Annotated in this window: 8 protein-coding genes, 6 tRNA genes and 3 rRNA genes; all 17 read left to right on the top strand. The window is 59.2% G+C overall.

All coding sequences use genetic code 11. The features are described from left to right. Window positions 1–335 precede the first annotated feature (335 nt). The 17 genes from E0W60_RS26730 (at window position 336) to rpoB (ending at window position 15752) form a co-directional block, all read left to right on the top strand. Window positions 336–1867: ribosomal RNA gene (locus tag E0W60_RS26730) — 16S ribosomal RNA — on the top strand. Between the two features lie 62 nt (window positions 1868–1929). Beyond that, window positions 1930–2006: transfer RNA gene (locus tag E0W60_RS26725), tRNA-Ile, on the top strand. A gap of 11 nt (window positions 2007–2017) precedes the next feature. Next, window positions 2018–2093 (top strand) — tRNA-Ala (locus E0W60_RS26720). A 306-nt stretch (window positions 2094–2399) separates the two neighbouring features. Further along, window positions 2400–5278: ribosomal RNA gene (locus E0W60_RS26715) — 23S ribosomal RNA — on the top strand. Between the two features lie 115 nt (window positions 5279–5393). Next, window positions 5394–5507: ribosomal RNA gene (rrf, locus tag E0W60_RS26710) — 5S ribosomal RNA — on the top strand. Together the 16S, 23S and 5S rRNA genes with 5 tRNA genes alongside form the textbook arrangement of a ribosomal RNA operon. A 294-nt stretch (window positions 5508–5801) precedes the next feature. Further along, window positions 5802–5887 (top strand) — tRNA-Tyr (locus E0W60_RS26705). 51 nt (window positions 5888–5938) lie between these two features. Next, a tRNA-Gly gene (locus tag E0W60_RS26700) sits at window positions 5939–6012 on the top strand. Window positions 6013–6051: 39 nt separating this feature from the next. Beyond that, window positions 6052–6126: transfer RNA gene (locus E0W60_RS26695), tRNA-Thr, on the top strand. A 46-nt stretch (window positions 6127–6172) separates the two neighbouring features. After that, window positions 6173–7363 (top strand): elongation factor Tu, encoded by a 1191-nt coding sequence (tuf, locus tag E0W60_RS26690; protein ID WP_133098639.1) that lies wholly within the window; start codon window positions 6173–6175, stop codon window positions 7361–7363. Window positions 7364–7446: 83 nt separating this feature from the next. After that, window positions 7447–7522 (top strand) — tRNA-Trp (locus E0W60_RS26685). Window positions 7523–7581: 59 nt separating this feature from the next. After that, window positions 7582–7962, top strand: coding sequence for a preprotein translocase subunit SecE (gene secE, locus E0W60_RS26680; RefSeq protein ID WP_135706079.1), 381 nt, complete (start codon window positions 7582–7584; stop codon window positions 7960–7962). Between the two features lie 10 nt (window positions 7963–7972). After that, the gene (gene nusG / locus E0W60_RS26675) at window positions 7973–8554 is read left to right on the top strand and encodes a transcription termination/antitermination protein NusG (protein WP_010810468.1); all 582 of its coding nucleotides are present in this window, start codon (window positions 7973–7975) and stop codon (window positions 8552–8554) included. Window positions 8555–8716: 162 nt separating this feature from the next. Beyond that, window positions 8717–9148 (top strand): 50S ribosomal protein L11, encoded by a 432-nt coding sequence (rplK, locus tag E0W60_RS26670; protein WP_010810467.1) that lies wholly within the window; start codon window positions 8717–8719, stop codon window positions 9146–9148. Continuing rightward, entirely contained in the window at window positions 9149–9844 is a 696-nt protein-coding gene (rplA, locus tag E0W60_RS26665; RefSeq protein WP_029049799.1) for a 50S ribosomal protein L1, read from the top strand. Window positions 9845–10251: 407 nt separating this feature from the next. After that, complete coding sequence (gene rplJ / locus E0W60_RS26660) at window positions 10252–10773, top strand: 50S ribosomal protein L10 (protein WP_115660927.1); 522 nt, start codon at window positions 10252–10254, stop codon at window positions 10771–10773. A gap of 69 nt (window positions 10774–10842) precedes the next feature. Further along, window positions 10843–11217 carry a 50S ribosomal protein L7/L12 gene (gene rplL, locus E0W60_RS26655; protein ID WP_010810464.1) on the top strand — a complete coding sequence of 125 codons (375 nt, stop codon included), beginning with the start codon at window positions 10843–10845 and terminating at the stop codon, window positions 11215–11217. A gap of 428 nt (window positions 11218–11645) precedes the next feature. Then, complete coding sequence (rpoB, locus tag E0W60_RS26650; protein WP_133098469.1) at window positions 11646–15752, top strand: DNA-directed RNA polymerase subunit beta; 4107 nt, start codon at window positions 11646–11648, stop codon at window positions 15750–15752. The last annotated feature ends 68 nt before the right edge of the window (window positions 15753–15820 follow it).

Here is a 15820-nt window from a genome sequence, read left to right as displayed (position 1 = left end):
TTGGCGCAGCGAAGTTGGCAGCGCTGGCCGCAGCAAAAAAAGATTGCTGCAACGGTTGACGAAACGAAGAAAGCTCTGCATAATCTCGTTTCTCTGCTGCAGACAACGCAGCGCGCTGAACGGCAAAGCCGGGAAGCGAAGTTCTTTAACAAACAAACAACCGATAAGTGTGGGCGCTGGGTAGCGGACGCCGCTGTCTTCGGACAGTGTTGCTTCACAAGTTATACAGTGCTCGCACAGCAAAACGTGACCGGGTCTTCGGATCTGGTCAGTCAGTTTTCTGAGAGTGAGCGACCGCTCGAAAGAGCGAGGGTCTTCGGACCCATACAGAGATTGAACTGAAGAGTTTGATCCTGGCTCAGATTGAACGCTGGCGGCATGCCTTACACATGCAAGTCGAACGGCAGCACGGGCTTCGGCCTGGTGGCGAGTGGCGAACGGGTGAGTAATACATCGGAACGTGCCCTGTAGTGGGGGATAACTAGTCGAAAGATTAGCTAATACCGCATACGACCTGAGGGTGAAAGCGGGGGACCGTAAGGCCTCGCGCTACAGGAGCGGCCGATGTCTGATTAGCTAGTTGGTGGGGTAAGAGCCTACCAAGGCGACGATCAGTAGCTGGTCTGAGAGGACGATCAGCCACACTGGGACTGAGACACGGCCCAGACTCCTACGGGAGGCAGCAGTGGGGAATTTTGGACAATGGGGGCAACCCTGATCCAGCAATGCCGCGTGTGTGAAGAAGGCCTTCGGGTTGTAAAGCACTTTTGTCCGGAAAGAAATCGCGCTGGTTAATACCTGGCGTGGATGACGGTACCGGAAGAATAAGCACCGGCTAACTACGTGCCAGCAGCCGCGGTAATACGTAGGGTGCGAGCGTTAATCGGAATTACTGGGCGTAAAGCGTGCGCAGGCGGTTTGATAAGACAGGCGTGAAATCCCCGAGCTTAACTTGGGAATGGCGCTTGTGACTGTCAGGCTAGAGTATGTCAGAGGGGGGTAGAATTCCACGTGTAGCAGTGAAATGCGTAGAGATGTGGAGGAATACCGATGGCGAAGGCAGCCCCCTGGGACGTCACTGACGCTCATGCACGAAAGCGTGGGGAGCAAACAGGATTAGATACCCTGGTAGTCCACGCCCTAAACGATGTCAACTAGTTGTTGGGGATTCATTTCTTCAGTAACGTAGCTAACGCGTGAAGTTGACCGCCTGGGGAGTACGGTCGCAAGATTAAAACTCAAAGGAATTGACGGGGACCCGCACAAGCGGTGGATGATGTGGATTAATTCGATGCAACGCGAAAAACCTTACCTACCCTTGACATGCCACTAACGAAGCAGAGATGCCTTAGGTGCCCGAAAGGGAAAGTGGACACAGGTGCTGCATGGCTGTCGTCAGCTCGTGTCGTGAGATGTTGGGTTAAGTCCCGCAACGAGCGCAACCCTTGTCTCTAGTTGCTACGCAAGAGCACTCTAGAGAGACTGCCGGTGACAAACCGGAGGAAGGTGGGGATGACGTCAAGTCCTCATGGCCCTTATGGGTAGGGCTTCACACGTCATACAATGGTGCGTACAGAGGGTTGCCAACCCGCGAGGGGGAGCTAATCCCAGAAAACGCATCGTAGTCCGGATCGTAGTCTGCAACTCGACTACGTGAAGCTGGAATCGCTAGTAATCGCGGATCAGCATGCCGCGGTGAATACGTTCCCGGGTCTTGTACACACCGCCCGTCACACCATGGGAGTGGGTTTTGCCAGAAGTAGTTAGCCTAACCGCAAGGAGGGCGATTACCACGGCAGGGTTCATGACTGGGGTGAAGTCGTAACAAGGTAGCCGTATCGGAAGGTGCGGCTGGATCACCTCCTTTCCAGAGGCTTGTGTCTCAAGCCTAGCGTTCACACTTATCGGTTTGTTTGCTGTTACAGCCAAGGGTCTGTAGCTCAGGTGGTTAGAGCACCGTCTTGATAAGGCGGGGGTCGTAGGTTCAAGTCCTACCAGACCCACCAAGTTATCCGAGGGGGGATTAGCTCAGCTGGGAGAGCACCTGCTTTGCAAGCAGGGGGTCGTCGGTTCGATCCCGTCATCCTCCACCATCACCTGGTACCTTGGATTGGTTGTCAAATGAAAGCGCATCGCGACGATGAGGTGGCGAGTGTTTTCATTTGGCATTGCCAAGCGATCGCAAGATCGGCTGTTCTTTAACAATATGGGATGTAGTAAAGGTGTCGCGCGAGCGTTGATGAGACGCTGCAGTAGCAAACGCGATACCGGGTTGTGATTGTATCAACCAAAATGTATTTAAAGTGATCGAAAGATGACTTGGAATACGGCACAAATGCGAGAACTCAACCTGTAGTGAGCGGTGTCATGAGCGCAAGCTTGAGACACACTTGTTATAGGGTCAAGCGAACAAGTGCATGTGGTGGATGCCTTGGCGATCACAGGCGATGAAGGACGCGGTAGCCTGCGAAAAGCTTCGGGGAGCTGGCAAACAAGCTTTGATCCGGAGATGTCCGAATGGGGAAACCCGGCCCGTATGGGTCATCCCACACTGAATCCATAGGTGTGGGAAGCGAACGCGGCGAACTGAAACATCTAAGTAGCTGCAGGAACAGAAATCAACCGAGATTCCCAAAGTAGTGGCGAACGAAATGGGAACAGCCTTGTACTCTTTAGCAGTGTTGTTAGCAGAACGGGATGGAAAGCCCGGCCCTAGCAGGTGATAGCCCTGTATGCGAAAACAGCGTTGTGGAACTAGGTGTACGACAAGTAGGGCGGGACACGTGAAATCCTGTCTGAAGATGGGGGGACCATCCTCCAAGGCTAAATACTCGTGATCGACCGATAGTGAACCAGTACCGTGAGGGAAAGGCGAAAAGAACCCCGGGAGGGGAGTGAAATAGATCCTGAAACCGCATGCATACAAACAGTCGGAGCCTGGAAACGGGTGACGGCGTACCTTTTGTATAATGGGTCAGCGACTTACATTCAGTGGCAAGCTTAACCGATTAGGGCAGGCGTAGCGAAAGCGAGTCCGAACAGGGCGTTGAGTCGCTGGGTGTAGACCCGAAACCAGATGATCTATCCATGGCCAGGTTGAAGGTGCGGTAACACGTACTGGAGGACCGAACCCACTAACGTTGAAAAGTTAGGGGATGAGCTGTGGATAGGGGTGAAAGGCTAAACAAATCTGGAAATAGCTGGTTCTCTCCGAAAACTATTTAGGTAGTGCCTCGTGTCTCACCTTCGGGGGTAGAGCACTGTCATGGTTGGGGGGTCTATTGCTGATTACCCCGCCATAGCAAACTCCGAATACCGAAGAGTGCAATCACGGGAGACAGACATCGGGTGCTAACGTCCGGTGTCAAGAGGGAAACAACCCAGACCGCCAGCTAAGGTCCCCAAATATAGCTAAGTGGGAAACGAAGTGGGAAGGCTAAAACAGTCAGGAGGTTGGCTTAGAAGCAGCCACCCTTTAAAGAAAGCGTAATAGCTCACTGATCGAGTCGTCCTGCGCGGAAGATGTAACGGGGCTAAGCTATATACCGAAGCTGCGGACGCACGCAAGTGCGTGGTAGGAGAGCGTTCTGTAAGCCTGTGAAGGCGTCTTGTAAAGGATGCTGGAGGTATCAGAAGTGCGAATGCTGACATGAGTAGCGATAAAGGGGGTGAAAGGCCCCCTCGCCGTAAGCCCAAGGTTTCCTACGCAACGTTCATCGGCGTAGGGTGAGTCGGCCCCTAAGGCGAGGCAGAGATGCGTAGCTGATGGGAAGCAGGTTAATATTCCTGCACCGTCGTATGATGCGATGGGGGGACGGATCGCGGAAGGTTGTCCGGGTGTTGGAAGTCCCGGTCCCTGCATTGGAGAAGGCGCTCAGGCAAATCCGGGCGCGGGATTCAAGGATGTGGGGCGAGCGGCCTAGTGCTGCGAAGCAATTGGAAGTGGTTCCAAGAAAAGCCTCTAAGCTTCAGTCATACGAGACCGTACCGCAAACCGACACAGGTGGGCGAGATGAGTATTCTAAGGCGCTTGAGAGAACTCGGGAGAAGGAACTCGGCAAATTGGTACCGTAACTTCGGGATAAGGTACGCCCTGGTAGCTTGACTGGCCTGCGCCAGAAGGGTGAAGGGGTTGCAATAAAATGGTGGCTGCGACTGTTTAATAAAAACACAGCACTCTGCAAACACGAAAGTGGACGTATAGGGTGTGACGCCTGCCCGGTGCCGGAAGATTAAATGATGGGGTGCAAGCTCTTGATTGAAGTCCCGGTAAACGGCGGCCGTAACTATAACGGTCCTAAGGTAGCGAAATTCCTTGTCGGGTAAGTTCCGACCTGCACGAATGGCGTAACGATGGCCACACTGTCTCCTCCCGAGACTCAGCGAAGTTGAAGTGTTTGTGATGATGCAATCTCCCCGCGGCTAGACGGAAAGACCCCATGAACCTTTACTGTAGCTTTGCATTGGACTTTGAACCGATCTGTGTAGGATAGGTGGGAGGCTTTGAAGCGTGGACGCCAGTTCACGTGGAGCCGTCCTTGAAATACCACCCTGGTTTGTTTGAGGTTCTAACCTTGGCCCGTGAATCCGGGTCGGGGACAGTGCATGGTAGGCAGTTTGACTGGGGCGGTCTCCTCCCAAAGTGTAACGGAGGAGTTCGAAGGTACGCTTGGTACGGTCGGACATCGTACCTAAAGTGCAATGGCAAAAGCGTGCTTAACTGCGAGACCGACAAGTCGAGCAGGTGCGAAAGCAGGACATAGTGATCCGGTGGTTCTGAATGGAAGGGCCATCGCTCAACGGATAAAAGGTACTCTGGGGATAACAGGCTGATACCGCCCAAGAGTTCATATCGACGGCGGTGTTTGGCACCTCGATGTCGGCTCATCTCATCCTGGGGCTGTAGCCGGTCCCAAGGGTATGGCTGTTCGCCATTTAAAGAGGTACGTGAGCTGGGTTTAAAACGTCGTGAGACAGTTTGGTCCCTATCTGCCGTGGGCGTTGGAATCTTGACGGGGGCTGCTCCTAGTACGAGAGGACCGGAGTGGACGTACCGCTGGTGTACCTGTTGTCTCGCCAGAGGCATCGCAGGGTAGCTATGTACGGAAGAGATAACCGCTGAAAGCATCTAAGCGGGAAACTCGCCTGAAGATGAGGATTCCCTGGAGGCTTGACCTCCTTGAAGGGTCGTTCGAGACCAGGACGTTGATAGGCTGGGTGTGGAAGCGCAGTAATGCGTTAAGCTAACCAGTACTAATTGCCCGTAAGGCTTGATCCTATAACCAGTGTGTTTCACCTGGTGTGTGTGATCGTGTCTGTGCCAGATACGCACAACCCCAACTACATCCCGATTCGTGACGCTGGCTTGAACCCCAGCGCCACAACCCCTCATGCCTGGTGACCATAGCGAGCTGGAACCACCCCTTCCCATCCCGAACAGGACCGTGAAACAGCTCCGCGCCGATGATAGTGCGGATTACCCGTGTGAAAGTAGGTCATCGCCAGGCTCTTATTGTGCAAAACCCCTCGACAGCGTGTGCTGCGAGGGGTTTTTGCTTTTCCGCTCGGCTGATTGCGTGTCGCCCCACAGCGCGACGAGGCAGCTCCAGAGCCTCCAGGAGCCGTTTTGCGAAGCCCCTATAGGGTGAGAACGTAGAAATCTAATCTACGCTTGTGGGAGCGATCAGGCGGCATCAAGCGCCACGCTGGAACGCCTTCCCTGGCCTGAAACAAGTACAGCATCCGCAACGGAAAGTGCTTGACAGGCGAGGTGAACAGCCCCATAATCGATAGTTCTCTGCGGAGAGGTGCCCGAGTGGCTAAAGGGGGCAGACTGTAAATCTGTTGGCTTACGCCTACGCTGGTTCGAATCCAGCCCTCTCCACCAGAATGCAAGACAGCAGCCGGCAATGCCGGTGAAGAAGCAGGAAAGAACCGGGCGGGTGTAGCTCAATGGTAGAGCAGAAGCCTTCCAAGCTTACGACGAGGGTTCGATTCCCTTCACCCGCTCCAGTCGCGCGGTTGTTGTCATAAAGTAGTACGTCTAGTTTCGCCCATGTGGCTCAGTGGTAGAGCACTCCCTTGGTAAGGGAGAGGTCGGCAGTTCGATCCTGCCCATGGGCACCAAACACCACCGCACTGGCATCATCGCTACCGAGACAGGAGTCGCGCAATGGCAAAGGAAAAGTTCGAGCGGACCAAGCCGCACGTGAACGTTGGTACGATTGGTCACGTTGACCATGGCAAGACCACGCTGACCGCAGCGATCGCCACGGTGCTGGCTGCCAAGTTCGGCGGTGCCGCCAAGAAGTACGACGAAATCGACGCAGCGCCGGAAGAGAAGGCACGCGGTATTACCATCAATACCGCCCACGTCGAGTACGAGACGGCCAACCGCCACTACGCGCACGTTGACTGCCCGGGCCACGCCGACTACGTGAAGAACATGATCACGGGTGCCGCCCAGATGGACGGCGCGATCCTGGTGTGCTCGGCCGCTGACGGCCCGATGCCGCAGACGCGCGAGCACATCCTGCTGGCCCGTCAGGTTGGCGTGCCGTACATCATCGTGTTCCTGAACAAGTGCGACATGGTGGACGACGCTGAACTGCTCGAGCTGGTCGAGATGGAAGTTCGCGAGCTGCTGAGCAAGTACGAGTTCCCCGGCGACGACACCCCGATCATCAAGGGTTCGGCCAAGCTGGCCCTGGAAGGCGACAAGGGCGACCTGGGCGAAGAAGCCATCATGCGCCTGGCCGACGCGCTGGACACCTACATCCCGACGCCGGAGCGTGCCGTTGACGGTACCTTCCTGATGCCGGTGGAAGACGTGTTCTCGATCTCGGGTCGCGGCACCGTGGTGACCGGCCGTATCGAGCGCGGCATCATCAAGGTCGGCGAAGAAATCGAAATCGTCGGTATCCGCCCGACCGTGAAGACCACCTGCACCGGCGTGGAAATGTTCCGCAAGCTGCTGGACCAGGGCCAGGCTGGCGACAACGTCGGTCTGCTGCTGCGCGGCACCAAGCGTGAAGACGTCGAGCGCGGCCAGGTGCTGTGCAAGCCGGGTTCGATCAAGCCGCACACGCACTTCACCGGCGAGGTGTACATCCTGTCGAAGGACGAAGGCGGCCGTCACACCCCGTTCTTCAACAACTACCGCCCGCAGTTCTACTTCCGTACGACCGACGTGACCGGCTCGATCGAGCTGCCGAAGGACAAGGAAATGGTCATGCCGGGTGACAACGTGTCGATCACCGTCAAGCTGATCGCCCCGATCGCCATGGAAGAAGGCCTGCGCTTCGCTATCCGCGAAGGTGGCCGTACCGTCGGCGCCGGCGTCGTGGCAAAGATCCTCGACTAAGTTGTTCGATTGCGAACGCGGCACCAACCGGCCGCGTTCGTTGCCAGAAAGGGTTGGCGCTAGCGTCAGCTCTCAGTAGTTTTAGGGGTATAGCTCAACTGGCAGAGCGTCGGTCTCCAAAACCGAAGGTTGGGGGTTCGATTCCCTCTGCCCCTGCCAAATCAATCAGCCGCGTCGCGAGGAGCAATCGTGACGCGGCTTAGTCTCGTTTGCGAAACATGGCCAATCCCAATGTTGAAACCGTGAACGCCAACAGCGGCAAGTGGATGCTCGGCGTCGCGGTGCTGCTGGTGGTTGCCGGCGTCATCGGTTTCTATGCACTCGCACAGCAACCGTCTTATGTACGTGGCGCTGCGCTGTTCGGCGGTATTGCACTGGGTGTCGTCGTTGCACTGGTGTCGGCACCGGGCAAGGACTTCATTGGGTTCGCCAAGGAATCGTATCGGGAAGTTCGCAAGGTCGTCTGGCCGACGCGCAAGGAAGCCGGACAGATGACGGGCCTGGTGTTTGTCTTCGTCGTAGTGATGGCACTGTTCTTGTGGTCGGCGGACAAGCTCATCGAGTGGGTTGTGTTCTCGCTCGTGCTGGGCTGGAAATAAGAGGTAGCACATGACCGATAACGCTCAGCAGGAAACCACCGCGCCGGAATCGCCTTCGTCGAAGAAGCGCTGGTATGTCGTGCATGCCTACTCCGGCATGGAGAAGAGCGTGCAGCGCGCGCTGCAGGAGCGCATCGAGCGCGCCGAGATGCAGGACAAGTTTGGCCGCATCCTGGTGCCGTCCGAAGAAGTCGTGGAAATCAAGGGCGGCCACAAGTCGGTCACCGAGCGTCGTTTCTTCCCGGGCTACGTGCTGGTGGAAATGGAAATGACCGACGAAACCTGGCACCTGGTGAAGAACACCAGCAAGGTCACTGGTTTCGTGGGCGGCGCACGCAACCGCCCGAGCCCGATTTCGCAGCGCGAAGTCGACAAGATCATGACCCAGATGCAGGAAGGGGTCGAGAAGCCGCGTCCCAAGACGCTGTTCGAAGTGGGCGAAATGGTGCGCGTCAAGGACGGCCCGTTCACCGATTTCAACGGCAACGTGGAAGAAGTGAACTACGAGAAATCGCGCCTGCGCGTCTCGGTCACCATCTTCGGACGTGCAACGCCGGTCGAACTCGAATTCGGCCAGGTCGAGAAGGTTTAAGGAATTTGCCGGTTGTCGGCCGAGAGGGCGGCAACTGGCAACGGCAGTGTCCCAGGGCGTTGCCAAAGAGGAGCGTGAGGCCGTGCCACCGGTGCGGCGACAGCGCGTTACGACTCAACAGGATCGTCTTCCCCGAGTGGAGCGATCCGGATTGGAGTAGAGATGGCCAAGAAGATCATTGGCTTTATCAAGCTGCAGATTCCGGCTGGTAAGGCAAATCCCTCCCCGCCCGTTGGTCCCGCACTGGGTCAGCGTGGTCTGAACATCATGGAGTTCTGCAAGGCGTTCAATGCCCAGACCCAAGGCATGGAGCCTGGTCTGCCGGTGCCGGTGGTGATTACCGCCTTCGCCGACAAGAGCTTCACCTTCGTGATGAAGTCGCCGCCTGCGACCGTGCTGATCAAGAAGGCAGCCGGCATCACCAAGGGTTCGCCGAAGCCCCATACCGATAAGGTTGGCAAGATCACCCGCGCCCAAGCTGAAGAAATCGCCAAGGCCAAGAACGCTGACCTGACCGCCGCCGACCTGGACGCCGCCGTGCGTACCATCGCCGGTTCGGCTCGTTCGATGGGCATCACCGTGGAGGGTCTGTAAATGGCTAAGGTTTCCAAGCGCGTCGCCGCCAACAAGGCGAAGATCGAGCGTACCAAGTTCTACCCGATCGACGAGGCCCTGGGCCTGGTGAAGGGCTGCGCCTCGGCGAAGTTCGACGAGTCGATCGACGTGGCCGTGCAACTGGGTATCGACGCCAAAAAGTCGGACCAGGTGGTTCGTGGTTCCGTGGTGCTGCCCGCCGGTACCGGCAAGTCGGTGCGCGTGGCTGTGTTCGCCCAGGGCGACAAGGCCGAGGCCGCCAAGGCCGCCGGTGCCGATATCGTCGGCATGGAAGATCTGGCCGAGCAAGTCAAGGCTGGCAACCTGAACTTCGACGTCGTGATCGCTTCGCCGGACACGATGCGTATCGTCGGTACGCTGGGCCAGATCCTGGGCCCGCGCGGCCTGATGCCGAACCCGAAGGTCGGTACCGTGACCCCCGACGTGGCCCAGGCCGTGAAGAACGCCAAGGCCGGTCAGGTCCAGTTCCGTGTCGACAAGGCCGGTATCATCCACGCCACCATCGGCCGCCGTTCGTTCGAAGACGCCGCGCTGAAGAGCAACCTGTCGGCGCTGCTGGACGCGCTGGTCAAGGCCAAGCCGGCCACCAGCAAGGGCGTGTACCTGCGCAAGATCGCTGTTTCGTCGACCATGGGCGTCGGCGTGCGTGTCGACCAGGCTACGCTGGCTGCCTGAGCTGACGGCAAATTGCTGACCGGCACCCGATAACACCGGTCGGCAAAAAGAATTGAAGACCCTGGCCAATGGCGAGGGTCGTCTCCGGACCGCAAGGGATGGAGCATGGCTTTGGGCAGCGGTGCTCGCTGGATGCGCAAGCATCGGCAGGCATCGCTGGTTATCAAAGACCGCTGGTGTCCTTGTCCGCGGCAGTGATGCGGAAAGGGCTTAATCGGTCGGAACGTGCGGCAAGGCTTCATGCCTGAGCGACGTCTTCCGGCCAGCCAGCGCAGATGGCGCACCCGAAGGGATTGAAGCAACCGGGCACTGACCCGGGTGATTCGGGCCAATCGGACGCCGTTCGTTTGTGCTGACGTGAAGGCTCCGGTATAGCCGGAGACCCAGCGTCATTTTGGAGCTTAACCGTGCCACTCAATATTGAAGATAAGAAGGCCGTCGTTGCTGAGGTCTCGGCGCAAGTCGCCAAGGCCCAGACCATCGTCGTCGCCGAATATCGCGGCATTGCGGTTGGCGATCTGACCAAGCTGCGTGCTGCCGCTCGCCAGCAAGGCGTGTACCTGCGTGTTCTGAAGAACACGCTGGCTCGCCGTGCCGTCGAAGGTACGCCGTTTGCAGGCCTCGCAGAGCAGATGACCGGTCCGCTGATCTACGGTATTTCCGAAGATGCAGTGGCCTCGGCCAAGGTTCTGAACGACTTCGCCAAGACCAACGACAAGCTGGTCCTGCGCGCCGGGTCGTATGACGGCAAGGTTCTCGACGCTGCCGCCGTGAAGGCGCTGGCCTCGATCCCGACCCGCGACGAACTGATTGCTCAGCTGCTGGGCGTGATGCAGGCACCGGTGTCGGGCTTCGCCCGTCTGCTGGCTGCCCTGGCCGCCAAGAAGGAAGAAGGCGCTCCCGCGGAAGCGGAAGCCGCCGGCGCCTAAGGCAATCCAGGCCGCGCATCGAAAGATCGCATTACCGATACCGAATCAAATCTAGTAGGAGTATTTCAAATGGCAATCACCAAAGACGACATCCTGGAAGCCGTTGGCGCGATGTCCGTGATGGAACTGAACGACCTGGTCAAGGCGTTCGAAGAGAAGTTTGGCGTGTCGGCTGCTGCCATGGCCGTGGCTGCTGCTCCGGGCGCTGGCGGTGCCGCCGCTGCTGAAGAGCAGACCGAGTTCAACGTGATCCTGGCCGAAGTCGGCGCCAACAAGGTTGGCGTGATCAAGGCCGTTCGCGAAATCACCGGTCTGGGCCTGAAGGAAGCCAAGGACCTGGTCGATGGCGCACCGAAGCCCGTCAAGGAAGGCGTGGACAAGGCCGCTGCTGCCGAAGCCAAGAAGAAGCTGGAAGACGCCGGCGCCAAGGTCGACGTCAAGTAATGTTGTACTCGCGTGCCCTTGCGGCACGCGAATGGGGCTGGCAAAGGGAAATTCCCGGCGCCAGCCTTTTTGCGCTTGTGCGATTGTGTTTTAGTCACCACTCGGCACAGCGGCAAAGTTACAAAATGTGATGTTTGCGGGTCCCGGCACCACTTCATTTGCCGGCAACTCAGCAGAGGCCAAACATCAGTGGCACACTAAGTGGTTGCTGCTGATGTTTGTCTTCTGAACCGACTGCAGAAGACAAGTTTGGTCGGGTGTCCCCCGGGCGAGTGCAGGCGTTGCGCTGATGCGACGACCACACCGCCCGCAGCGTGCGGACACCGTCAGCCAGAGGTTGGTAGCGGCCAACCGCCAAATCCCCTCCCAGTCGCTGAACACCTCAGGCGCGGCCAGGTCCAGCCGTCCTGCGATGATTCGGAGATCCCATGGCGTACAGCTTCACCGAAAAGAAGCGCATTCGCAAAAGTTTTGCGAAGCGCGCGACGGTACATCAGGTTCCATTCCTGCTTGCCACTCAGATTGAATCCTACACCCAGTTCTTGCAAGCGGAAACGCCGACCGCGCGTCGCAAGAGCGAAGGCCTCCAGGCCGCATTCAACGCAATCTTCCCGATCTCTTCGCATAACGGGCTCGCCCGTATGGAGTTCGTCTCGTATCACCTGTCCAACCCGCCGTTCGACGTCAAGGAATGTCAGCAGCGTGGCCTGACCTTCCACTCGGCCCTGCGCGCCAAGGTTCGCCTGATCATCAACGATCGCGAGAACCCGGGCAAGGTCAAGGAAGTGAAGGAGCAGGAAGTCTACATGGGTGAGATCCCCCTGATGACTTCCACCGGTTCGTTCGTGATCAACGGCACCGAGCGTGTCATCGTCTCGCAGCTGCACCGCTCGCCGGGCGTGTTCTTCGAGCACGACAAGGGCAAGACCCACAGCTCGGGCAAGCTGCTGTTCTCGGCCCGTATCATCCCCTACCGCGGTTCGTGGCTGGACTTCGAGTTCGACCCGAAGGACATCCTGTACTTCCGCGTCGACCGCCGCCGCAAGATGCCGGTGACGATCCTGCTGAAGTCGATCGGCCTGACCCCGGAACAGATCCTCGCGCACTTCTTCGTGTTCGACAACTTCACGCTGCAGTCGGAAGGCGCGCAGCTGGAGTTCGTGCCCGAGCGCCTGCGCGGTGAAGTCGCGCGCTTCGACATCGCCGACAAGAACGGCCGCGTGGTGGTCGAGAAGGACAAGCGGATCAACGCCAAGCATATCCGCGACCTGGACTCGGCCGGCACCAAGCTGATCAGCGTGCCGGAAGACTACCTGCTGGGCCGCGTGCTGGCCAAGAACATCATCGACCCGGATACCGGCGAGGTGATTGCCAACGCCAACGACGAGCTGACCGAAACGCTGCTGGAAAACCTGCGCGAAGCCGGTGTCAAGCAGATCCAGACCCTGTACACCAACGATCTGGACCAGGGCCCGTACATGTCGCAGACCCTGCGCGTGGACGAGACCGCCGACCAGACCGCTGCGCGTATCGCGATCTACCGCATGATGCGCCCGGGCGAGCCGCCGACCGAAGAAGCCGTGGAAGCGCTGTTCCAGCGCCTGTTCTACAGCGAAGAATCGTACGACCTGTCGCGCGTTGGCCGCATGAAGGTCAACAGCCGCCTGGGCCGCCCCAGCGGTGAAGGCGCCATGGTGCTGCAGGACGAGGACATCCTCGAGACCATCAAGATCCTGGTCAACCTGCGCAACGGCAAGGGCGAGGTCGATGACATCGACCACCTGGGCAACCGTCGCGTGCGTTGCGTCGGCGAACTGGCCGAAAACCAGTTCCGCGCCGGCCTGTCGCGTGTGGAGCGCGCCGTCAAGGAACGTCTGGGCCAGGCCGAGACCGAGAACCTGATGCCGCACGACCTGATCAACTCGAAGCCGATCTCGTCGGCGATCCGCGAGTTCTTCGGTTCGTCGCAGCTGTCACAGTTCATGGACCAGACCAACCCGCTGTCCGAGATCACGCACAAGCGCCGTGTCTCCGCACTGGGCCCGGGCGGTCTGACCCGCGAGCGCGCAGGCTTTGAAGTCCGCGACGTGCACCCGACCCACTACGGCCGCGTGTGCCCGATCGAAACGCCGGAAGGTCCGAACATTGGCCTGATCAACTCGCTGGCACTTTACGCGCGCCTGAACGAGTATGGCTTCCTGGAAACCCCGTACCGCAAGGTCGAGAACAGCAAGCTGACCGACCAGGTCGACTACCTGTCCGCGATCGAGGAAGGCAAGTACGTGGTGGCGCAGGCCAACGCGACCGTCGACGCCGACGGCAACCTGACCGACGAACTGGTGTCGGCGCGCGAAGGCTCCGAGCGTGAAACCCGTATGGTGACGCCGGACCGCGTGCAGTACATCGACGTGGCGCCGTCGCAGATCGTGTCGGCCGCTGCCTCGCTGGTGCCGTTCCTGGAACACGATGACGCGAACCGTGCACTGATGGGCGCGAACATGCAGCGTCAGGCCGTGCCTTGCCTGCGTCCGGACAAGCCGCTGGTCGGTACCGGTATCGAGCGCACCGTGGCGGTCGACTCGGGTACGGCCGTGCAGGCGATGCGTGGCGGCGTGGTCGACTACGTCGACGCGATGCGTATCGTGATCCGCGTGAACGACGACGAAGCCGTGGCCGGTGAAGTCGGCGTGGACATCTACAACCTGATCAAGTACACGCGCTCGAACCAGAACACCAACATCAACCAGCGTCCGATGGTGAAGGTCGGCGACCACGTTGCCCGCGGCGACGTGATTGCCGACGGCGCCTCGACCGACCTGGGCGAGCTGGCACTGGGCCAGAACATGCTGGTGGCGTTCATGCCGTGGAACGGCTACAACTTCGAGGATTCGATCCTGATCTCGGAGCGTGTGGTGGCCGAAGACCGCTATACCTCGATCCACATCGAGGAACTGTCGGTCGTTGCCCGCGACACCAAGCTGGGACCTGAGGAAATCACGCGCGATATCTCGAACCTGGCCGAAGCCCAGCTGGCTCGCCTGGACGAGTCGGGCATCACCTACATCGGCGCCGAGGTTGAAGCCGGCGACGTGCTGGTGGGCAAGGTCACGCCGAAGGGCGAGACCCAGCTGACCCCGGAAGAGAAGCTGCTGCGCGCGATCTTCGGCGAGAAGGCATCGGACGTGAAGGACACCTCGCTGCGCGTGCCGTCGGGCATGAGCGGCATCGTGATCGACGTCCAGGTGTTCACCCGCGAAGGCGTGACCCGCGACAAGCGCGCCCAGTCGATCATCGACGACGAGCTGAAGCGCTACCGCCTGGACCTGAACGACCAGCTGCGTATCGTGGAAGGCGATGCCTTCCAGCGTCTGGAGCGCCTGCTGATCGACAAGACCGTCAACGGCGGTCCGAAGAAGCTGGCCAAGGGCGCCAAGATCACCAAGGAATACCTGGCTGACGTCGACAAGTACCACTGGTTCGACATCCGTCCGGCCGACGAGGAACTGGCTGCCCAGCTGGAAGCCGTCAAGGAAGCCATCGAGCAGAAGCGCCACGAGTTCGACCTGGCCTTCGAAGAGAAGCGCAAGAAGCTGACGCAGGGCGACGAACTGCCGCCGGGCGTGATCAAGATGGTCAAGGTCTACCTGGCCGTCAAGCGCCGCCTGCAGCCTGGCGACAAGATGGCAGGCCGTCACGGTAACAAGGGTGTGGTGTCGAAGATCGTCCCGATCGAAGACATGCCGTACATGGCGGACGGTACCCCGGCCGACATCGTGCTGAACCCGCTGGGCGTGCCGTCGCGGATGAACGTGGGCCAGATCCTGGAAACCCACCTGGGCTGGGCCGCGCGCGGCCTGGGCCAGCGCATCGGCGACATGCTCAAGGCCTCGGCCAAGGCGCAGGAACTGCGCACGCTGCTCTCGCAGATCTACAACGAGAGCGGCAAGCCGGAAGACCTGGACAGCCTGAGCGACGCCGAAGTGCTGGAACTGGCGCACAACCTGAAGAAGGGCGTGCCGTTCGCGACGCCGGTGTTCGACGGTGCGCACGAGAAGGAAATCAAGCGCATGCTCGACCTGGCCTACCCGGACGAGATCGCCGCCGAGAAGGGCCTGACGGCTTCCAAGCAGCAGGTCACGCTGCACGACGGCCGCACCGGCGAAGCGTTCGAGCGTCCGGTCACGCTGGGTGTGATGCACATGCTGAAGCTGCACCACCTGGTCGACGACAAGATGCACGCACGTTCCACCGGCCCGTACTCGCTGGTGACGCAGCAGCCGCTGGGCGGTAAGGCCCAGTTCGGTGGCCAGCGTTTCGGTGAGATGGAAGTGTGGGCACTGGAAGCCTACGGCGCGTCCTACGTGCTGCAGGAAATGCTGACGGTCAAGTCCGATGACGTGAACGGCCGTACCAAGGTGTACGAGAACATCGTCAAGGGCGAGCACTCGATCGATGCCGGCATGCCGGAATCGTTCAACGTGCTGGTGAAGGAAATTCGCTCGCTGGGTATCGACATCGACCTCGATCGCTACTGATCGAGACGATGCGGGTGCCAGCCACGGCGGGCACCCACCAGCGCAGGATTTCCCACAGGATTGAATGC

It is taken from the genome of Cupriavidus oxalaticus, from assembly GCF_004768545.1.
Lineage (GTDB): Bacteria > Pseudomonadota > Gammaproteobacteria > Burkholderiales > Burkholderiaceae > Cupriavidus > Cupriavidus oxalaticus_A.
This window is presented reverse-complemented; position numbering and strand designations above follow the sequence as displayed.